Source organism: Pseudonocardia sp. EV170527-09 (assembly GCF_008369905.1).
Taxonomy (GTDB): domain Bacteria; phylum Actinomycetota; class Actinomycetes; order Mycobacteriales; family Pseudonocardiaceae; genus Pseudonocardia.
Map to the genome: position 1 here is coordinate 1 of NZ_VRMC01000148.1, position 6,998 is coordinate 6,998.

At 70.8% G+C, this 6,998-nt stretch carries 5 protein-coding genes and 2 pseudogenes; all 7 read left to right on the plus strand.

Annotation, left to right across the window (positions count from 1 at the left end):
* Positions 1-255 (plus strand): annotated as a pseudogene (locus FVA95_RS26850) (ABC transporter ATP-binding protein); the annotation flags it as partial.
* The gene (locus FVA95_RS26855) at positions 252-1,025 is read left to right on the plus strand and encodes an ABC transporter permease (RefSeq protein ID WP_020622220.1); all 774 of its coding nucleotides are present in this window, start codon (positions 252-254) and stop codon (positions 1,023-1,025) included. The pseudogene FVA95_RS26850 and the gene FVA95_RS26855, both read left to right, overlap by 4 nt.
* The gene (locus FVA95_RS26860; RefSeq protein WP_149666609.1) at positions 1,025-1,867 is read left to right on the plus strand and encodes an ABC transporter permease; all 843 of its coding nucleotides are present in this window, start codon (positions 1,025-1,027) and stop codon (positions 1,865-1,867) included. The genes FVA95_RS26855 and FVA95_RS26860 overlap by 1 nt, the downstream gene beginning before the upstream one ends.
* On the plus strand, positions 1,864-3,315 hold the full coding sequence (locus tag FVA95_RS26865) for an MCE family protein (RefSeq protein WP_149666610.1): 1,452 nt from the start codon (positions 1,864-1,866) through the stop codon (positions 3,313-3,315). Before FVA95_RS26860 ends, FVA95_RS26865 begins: the two co-directional genes overlap by 4 nt.
* Positions 3,316-3,383: 68 nt before the next feature.
* A pseudogene (locus FVA95_RS26870) lies at positions 3,384-4,316 on the plus strand (MCE family protein); the annotation flags it as partial.
* A 245-nt stretch (positions 4,317-4,561) separates the two neighbouring features.
* Positions 4,562-5,527 carry an MCE family protein gene (locus tag FVA95_RS26875; protein ID WP_075310132.1) on the plus strand — a complete coding sequence of 322 codons (966 nt, stop codon included), beginning with the start codon at positions 4,562-4,564 and terminating at the stop codon, positions 5,525-5,527.
* Positions 5,527-6,948 carry an MCE family protein gene (locus FVA95_RS26880; RefSeq protein ID WP_149666612.1) on the plus strand — a complete coding sequence of 474 codons (1,422 nt, stop codon included), beginning with the start codon at positions 5,527-5,529 and terminating at the stop codon, positions 6,946-6,948. The genes FVA95_RS26875 and FVA95_RS26880 overlap by 1 nt, the downstream gene beginning before the upstream one ends.
* Positions 6,949-6,998 lie beyond the last annotated feature (50 nt).

The window sequence follows — 6,998 nt, forward strand, 5'->3', positions numbered from 1 at the left end:
CCGGACCGGAAGGCGGTGCACCGTCGCCGGGAGCGGGTCGAGGCGATGCTGCACGAGCTGCCGCGGTCGGCGCAGGACGCGATCCGCGAGCAGCACGCCGAGACCGACGCGACCTCTCGGTTCGCCCGCCCCGCGCAGGACGGGAGCACGATCTCCGAGGCCCGCGACGAGCACCCGACCGACATCCACCCGCGGATCACCGACGACACCCCCGACCCCCGTGGCCGGCACCAGCTCTCCGGCGGTGACCGATGACCAGTCCCGTCACCCGGGCGCTCACCCCGGTCGGCAAGTTCTTCGGCCTGTTCGCCGAGATCGGTCGCCAGGGACTGCGCCGGCCGTTCCAGTGGCGCGAGCTGGTCGAGCAGACCTGGTTCGTCACCAAGGTCTCCGCGCTGCCGACCGCGCTGTTCACCATCCCCTTCGGCGCGACGATCGCGTTGCTGCTCGGTGAGCTGACCCGCCAGTTCGGCGCCCAGTCCCAGACCGGCGCCGGCGCGGTCCTCGCGATCGTCCAGCAGGCCGCACCGATCGTCACCGCGCTGCTGATCTCCGGGGCCGGCGGCTCCGCTGTGTGCGCCGACCTCGGTGCGCGGACCATCCGCGAGGAGATCGCGGCGATGGAGGTGCTCGGCATCTCGCCGATCCAGCGCCTCGTCGTCCCGCGGGTGCTCGCCATGGGCATCACCGCGGTCGTCCTGAACGGCCTCGCGACCTGCGTCGGCGTCGCGGGCGGGTACTTCTTCAACGTGATCATCCAGGGCGGCTCGCCCGGCGCCTACATCTCCAGCTTCTCGGCGATCGCGCAGGTCAGCGACATCGTCGTGTCCGAGCTGAAGGCGTTCCTGTTCGGCATCGTGGCCGGCGTCGTCGCCGCGTTCCGCGGGCTGAACCCACCGCCCGGCGCGAAGGGGGTCGGTGACGCGGTGAACCAGGCCGTCGTCATCTCCTTCGTCCTCGTCTTCCTCATCAACCTCGTGCTCACCGCCCTGTACCTCGAGCTCGTCCCGCCGAAGGGCTTCTGATGGTTACCCGACTCGGAGCGCGGACCCGCCGGGCCGCCCAGGCGCCGCTCAACCAGCTGGAGGAGCTGGGCGACCAGCTCTCGCTCTACATCCGGTCCATCCTCTGGATCCCGAAGACGCTGACCCGCTACAAGAAGGAGGTCGCCCGGCTGCTCGCCGAGGTCTCCTTCGGGTCCGGCGCGCTGATCGTCATCCTCGGCACCGTCGGTGTCATGGCGTCGCTGTCGCTGTTCGTCGGCTCGCTGGTCGGCCTGCAGGGCTTCCGGGCCCTGGACGCACTGGGCGTCGAGGCGCTGACCGGCTTCATCACCGCCTACTTCAACACCCGCTCGATCGCCCCGCTGGTCGCCGCCTCGGCGCTGACCGCGACCCTCGGCGCGGGGTTCACCGCCCAGCTCGGTGCGATGCGGATCTCCGAGGAGATCGACGCCCTCGAGGTCATGGCCGTGCCGTCGGTGCCCTACCTGGTCACCACCCGGGTGGTCGCCGGCGTCGTCGCGATCATCCCGATCTACACGCTCGGCCTGCTCGCCAGCTACGCCGCGTCGCGGATCAACGTCACGCTGCTCAACGGTCTGCCGGGTGGCACCTACGACCACTACTTCGACCTGTTCCTGCCGGTCAGTGACGTACTGCTGTCCTATCTCAAAGTGATCGTGTTCGCGACGGTGATCATCCTGATCCACTGCCACTACGGCTACTCCGCCAAGGGCGGCCCGGCCGGCGTCGGCGTCGCGGTGGGCCGGGCGGTGCGGCTGTCGATCGTCAGCGCCGCGGTGCTCGACTTCTTCCTCACCCTGGTCATGTTCGGCACCTCCACCTCGGTGCGGGTGGCCGGATGAGGTCCACCAAGCGCGTGCTGCAGGGCCTGGCCTTCGTCGCGGTCATCGTCGTCCTGCTCGGCCTCGCCGTCGCCCAGTACGCCGGGGTGTTCTCCTCCGGCGTCCCGGTCACGCTCAACGTCGCGCGGGTCGGCACCCAGATGCAGGAGCGCTCCGACGTCAAGATCAACGGTCTGATCGTGGGGCAGGTCGACAAGGTCGTCTCGGACGGCACGACCACCAGCATCGACATGTCGATGGACCCGCAGTACCTCGACGAGATCCCGGAGAACGTCACCGCGCAGCTGCTGCCGAAGACGCTGTTCGGCGAGAAGTTCGTCTCGCTCGTCCCGCCGGCCGCGCCCTCGACCGCCCGCCTCGCCGCGGGTGACGTCATCCCCGAGGACCGCAGCCAGGCCGCCCTGGAGGTCGAGCGGGTGCTCGACGATCTCCTGCCGCTGCTGCAGACCGTCCGCCCGCAGGACCTCGCGACCACCCTCGGCGCGCTCTCCCAGGCCCTGCAGGGCCGCGGCAACCAGCTCGGCGAGACCCTCGCCCAGCTCAACACGCTGGTCGAGGGCCTCAACCCGGCCGTGCCCGACCTGCAGGAGGACATCCGCCAGCTGGCGACGTTCTCCGACAACCTGAACCAGGCGGCGCCGGACCTGCTCGACGCGCTCGACAACCTGACGGTCACCAGCCGCACGATCGTCGAGAAGCGCGAGGGGCTGCGGAACCTCTACCGCACCATCACCGGCGCGTCGGACGACCTGCGGGCCTTCCTCGACGCCAACGGCGAGAACCTCATCGGGCTGTCGGCGGCCAGCCGGCCGACGCTGGAGACGCTCGAGCGCTACTCGCCCGAGTTCCCCTGCTTCACCCGCCAGCTCGTCGAGCTGATCCCGAAGATCAACAACGCGATCCGGCCGGGCACCGACCGGGTGGGCATCAACATCACCCTCGAGATCGTCGCGAGCAAGGGCGAGTACCTGCCCAACCAGGACGAGCCCCGCTACGGCGACGACCGTGGGTCGCGCTGCTACCCGATCCCGTCGCCGGCCGGCACCCAGTACCCGCCGGACGGCCCGTTCCGCGACGGCTCCGTCCCCGGCCCGGCCCCGGCCGGGCAGCCGATGGGCAACCCCGAGGACTTCGGGACCGACACCTTCGGCACCTACGACGGCACGAACAGCTTCGGCCTGATCCAGGACCAGAGCGCGCAGAACGGCGCGGGCGTGCTGCCCTCGCTGACCACCACGCTCGGCCGGGCCGGCATCCAGCCGTCGTCCTACGACGGGGCGCACCAGAGCGGCTCGGTCGACATGGGCGTCGCGAACTCCACCGGTGAGCAGCAGGTCGTCGCCGAGCTGCTGGCCGCCCACCAGGGCGGTTCCCCGCAGGCCGTCCTGGCCTGGAGCGCCACCTTGGTCGGCCCGCTCCTGCGCGGCACGGAGGTGACGCTGACGTGAGCAGGCTCCCGATCTCGGCGCTGGTCAAGTTCCTGGTCTTCGCGCTGATCACCGCACTGGGCACCACGATGCTCGGCCTGACCATCGCGAACGCGCGCGGTGGCCAGGTCACCGAGTATACCGCCCGGTTCACCGACGCGACCGGCCTGCTGGCCGGCGACGATGTCCGCATCGCCGGCGTCGTCGTCGGGTCGATCAAGGACGTCCGCATCGTCGACCAGCGGGTCGCCGAGGTGGCGTTCGACGTCGACTCGGCCACCCCGCTGCCGGCGACGGTCAGCGCGACCCTGAAGTACAAGAACCTCATCGGCCAGCGGTACATGGCGCTGGACCAGGGCGCGGGCCCGACCGGGGAGGACCTCCCCCCGGGCGGCCAGATCCCGATCGAGCGGACCCGGCCCGCGGTCAACCTGACCGTGCTGTTCAACGGCTTCCAGCCGCTGTTCCAGGGCCTCGACCCGGATCAGATCAACAAGCTGTCGATGGAGATCGTCCAGGTCCTGCAGGGCGAGGGCGGCACGGTGCAGAGCCTGCTCGCCTCGACGTCGTCGCTGACCAACTCGATCGCCGACCGCGACCAGGTCATCGGTCAGGTCATCGACAACCTGAACCTGACCCTCGACACCGTCAACCGCAACGACGAGGGCCTCAACGAGCTGATCAGCTCGCTGCAGGCGCTGGTGTCCGGGCTCGCCCAGGACCGCGAGCCCATCGGCAACGCGATCCAGTCCATCGGCGAGCTGACCCAGGTCACCGGGTCGTTCCTGGAGGACGCCCGCCCGCCGCTGCGCGACGACATCCGCAACCTCGGCGACCTCGCGACCCAGCTCGACCAGGGACGCCCCGCGATCGAGCGGTTCCTGCAGTACACGCCGTTCAAGCTGAACCGGATCGCGCGCGTCGGCTCCTACGGCAGCTGGTTCAACTTCTACCTCTGCGGCCTCGACGGCCAGATCGGCATCTCGCCGATCCTGCCGCCGACCTCGCTGGAGGACCTGGGCATCGGACCGATCCGCAACCCCGAGCGGCGCTGTGGCCCGGACCCGTCCGGGATCGGGGCGGGCAACACCGCCCCGACCGACGGCTCGCAGCCCGGCGACCAGCCGGACAACCGGGCCCAGGACAACCCGTTGATGCGTGAGCCGACCACCGAGTCGGTCGGCGGCCTGCTGGGCCAGGCGGCAGGCCGCGGCCCGGTCGACTCCAGCAGCGACCCGACAGCAGCGCTGCAGCCGGGAGGCAACTGATGGCACAGGCAGGGCAGAAGCGCCCCGTCCTGACGGCGGTGATCGGAATCGTGCTGATCGCGGCGCTGACACTGGCCGCGTTCAACTACGAGGCGATCTTCTCCGGGGCCACCCGCTACACCGCGGAGTTCCCCGAGGCGGCGGGCCTGCAGGCCAACGACCGTGTCACCGTGGCCGGCGTCGAGGCGGGCCGGGTGCAGAAGGTCTCCCTCGACGGCGACCACGTGAACGTGGAGTTCACCGTCGACGACGCCTGGGTCGGCAACCGGACCACGGCGTCGATCGAGATCGCGACGTTGCTCGGCTCCAAGTTCCTCGCCCTCGACCCGCGCGGCGACGGCGAGCAGAACCCCGACGAGCCGATCGGCCGGGACCGGACGAAGTCCCCGTTCGACGTCGTGGACGCCTTCAACGGCCTCTCCGGCACGATCGACCAGCTCGACACCACGCAGCTCGCGTCGAGCCTGACCACGCTCTCGGACACCTTCCGCGACACCCCGCCGGAGATCCGCGGGGCCCTGGACGGACTGTCCCGCCTGTCGAACACCATCTCCAGCCGCGACGGCGAGCTGAAGAAGCTGCTCGCCAACACCCGGCAGCTGTCGACCACGCTGGCCGACCGCCGCGGCGACGTCGTGAAGCTGGTCAACGACGGCAACCTGCTGCTCGGTGAGCTGCAGCGCCGCAAGGACGCGATCGCGAACCTGCTCGACGGCGTGCAGCGCCTGTCGATCCAGCTGCGCGGTCTGGTCGCCGACAACCAGGCGCAGCTGCGTCCGGCGCTGGAGACCCTCGACCGTGTGCAGGCGGTGCTCGAGGAGAACCGCGACAACCTCGGCGAGATCCTCGACAAGGAAGCGGTGTTCATCCGCGTGTTCGGCAACGCCCTCGGCAACGGCCGTTGGTTCGACAACTACCTGTGCGGTCTGCTGCCGCCGGTCGTGCCGCTCGGGGGTGACTGCTGATGGGGTCCTGGGCCAACGACCGGCGCCAGCTCCAGCTCGGTGCCCTGATCGCCGTCGTCGCCGTCCTGGTGGCGAGCGCGATCTGGCTGATCACCTCCGGCGGGGGCCGCCAGGTCACCGCCTACTTCACCAGCTCCGCCGCGCTGTTCGAGGACAACGACGTGCGGGTGCTCGGCGTCCCGGTCGGCAAGGTCGACCGCATCACGCCGGAGGGTGACCGGGTGCGGGTCGACATGACCATCACCGACGACGAGGTGCGCCTGCCCGCCGACGTCAAGGCCGCCGTCGTCTCGCCGAGTCTGGTCACCGGCCGCTACGTGCAGCTGACCCCGGTGTGGACCGGCGGACCCGAGTGGAACGGCGAGCCGATCCCGCTGGAGCGCACGGCGTTCCCGCTCGGCGTCGACGACCTCACCCGGACCGCGACCGAGCTCTCCCGGGCCCTCGGCCCGCAGGGGGCGAACAAGAACGGTGCGCTCAACGACGTCCTGGACGTCACCGCGAAGAACCTCGACGGCAACGGCCGGGCACTCAACGACACCATCCGCAACCTCGGCGGACTCTCGGCGACCCTGAACGGGTCCAGCGGTGACCTGTTCGGCACCATCACCGAGCTGCAGAAGTTCGTCGGGACGCTGCGGGAGAACGACCCCGGCATCCGCGAGCTCAACGGGAAGCTGGCCGACGTGACCGGCTTCCTCGCGAGCCAGCGCGGCGAGCTCGGCGGGGCGCTGAACCAGCTGTCCTACGCGCTCGGCGAGGTCGCGCACTTCGTGCAGGACAACCGGGCGACCCTGCGGTCGAACGTCGACAAGCTCGCGAGCGTGTCGCAGGAGATCGTCGACCACCAGCGGGCGCTGTCCGAGATCGCCGACGTCGCCCCGGCGGCCCTGAGCAACCTCACCAACATCTACAACGGCTCCTCGGAGACCCTCGACACCCGGGCCAACATCAACGAGCTGGCCTACCCGCTGCCGGTCGCGATCTGCGAGATCCTCCGCCGCGGCGCGGGCCAGCTCCCGGGAGGCCTCGACCAGCCCACGGCCGCCCTGTGCGACGGCCTCGCGCCGATCCTCGACGGCGCCGTGCCGCTGCCGACCCCGCAGCAGGTGCTCGAGCAGCTGCAGGCCGGCGGCTCGGGGGTCAACCCGGCCGTGCCGCAGCTGATGCGGGGCTCGCCGCTGTCGTTGACCGACCCGGGCTCCCAGCTGCGCGCCCCGGCCGACCCGCAGGCTCCCGCCCCCGCCGGGCAGCCCGCACCGGGTGCCACCAGCACCCCGGCCACCCCGGCGCCGTCGACCACGACGGCCCCGCAGGCCACTCCCACCCCGGTCCCCGAGACCGAGGGCCTGTGCAACGAACGGTGGTTCCGGCCCGACACGCCGGACCTCAGCGTCCGGCGGGATGGGCACTGTGAGTGATGACATCAGACCCTATGGGCTCTGCTGAGAACGAGACGGGTTCGGGTCGG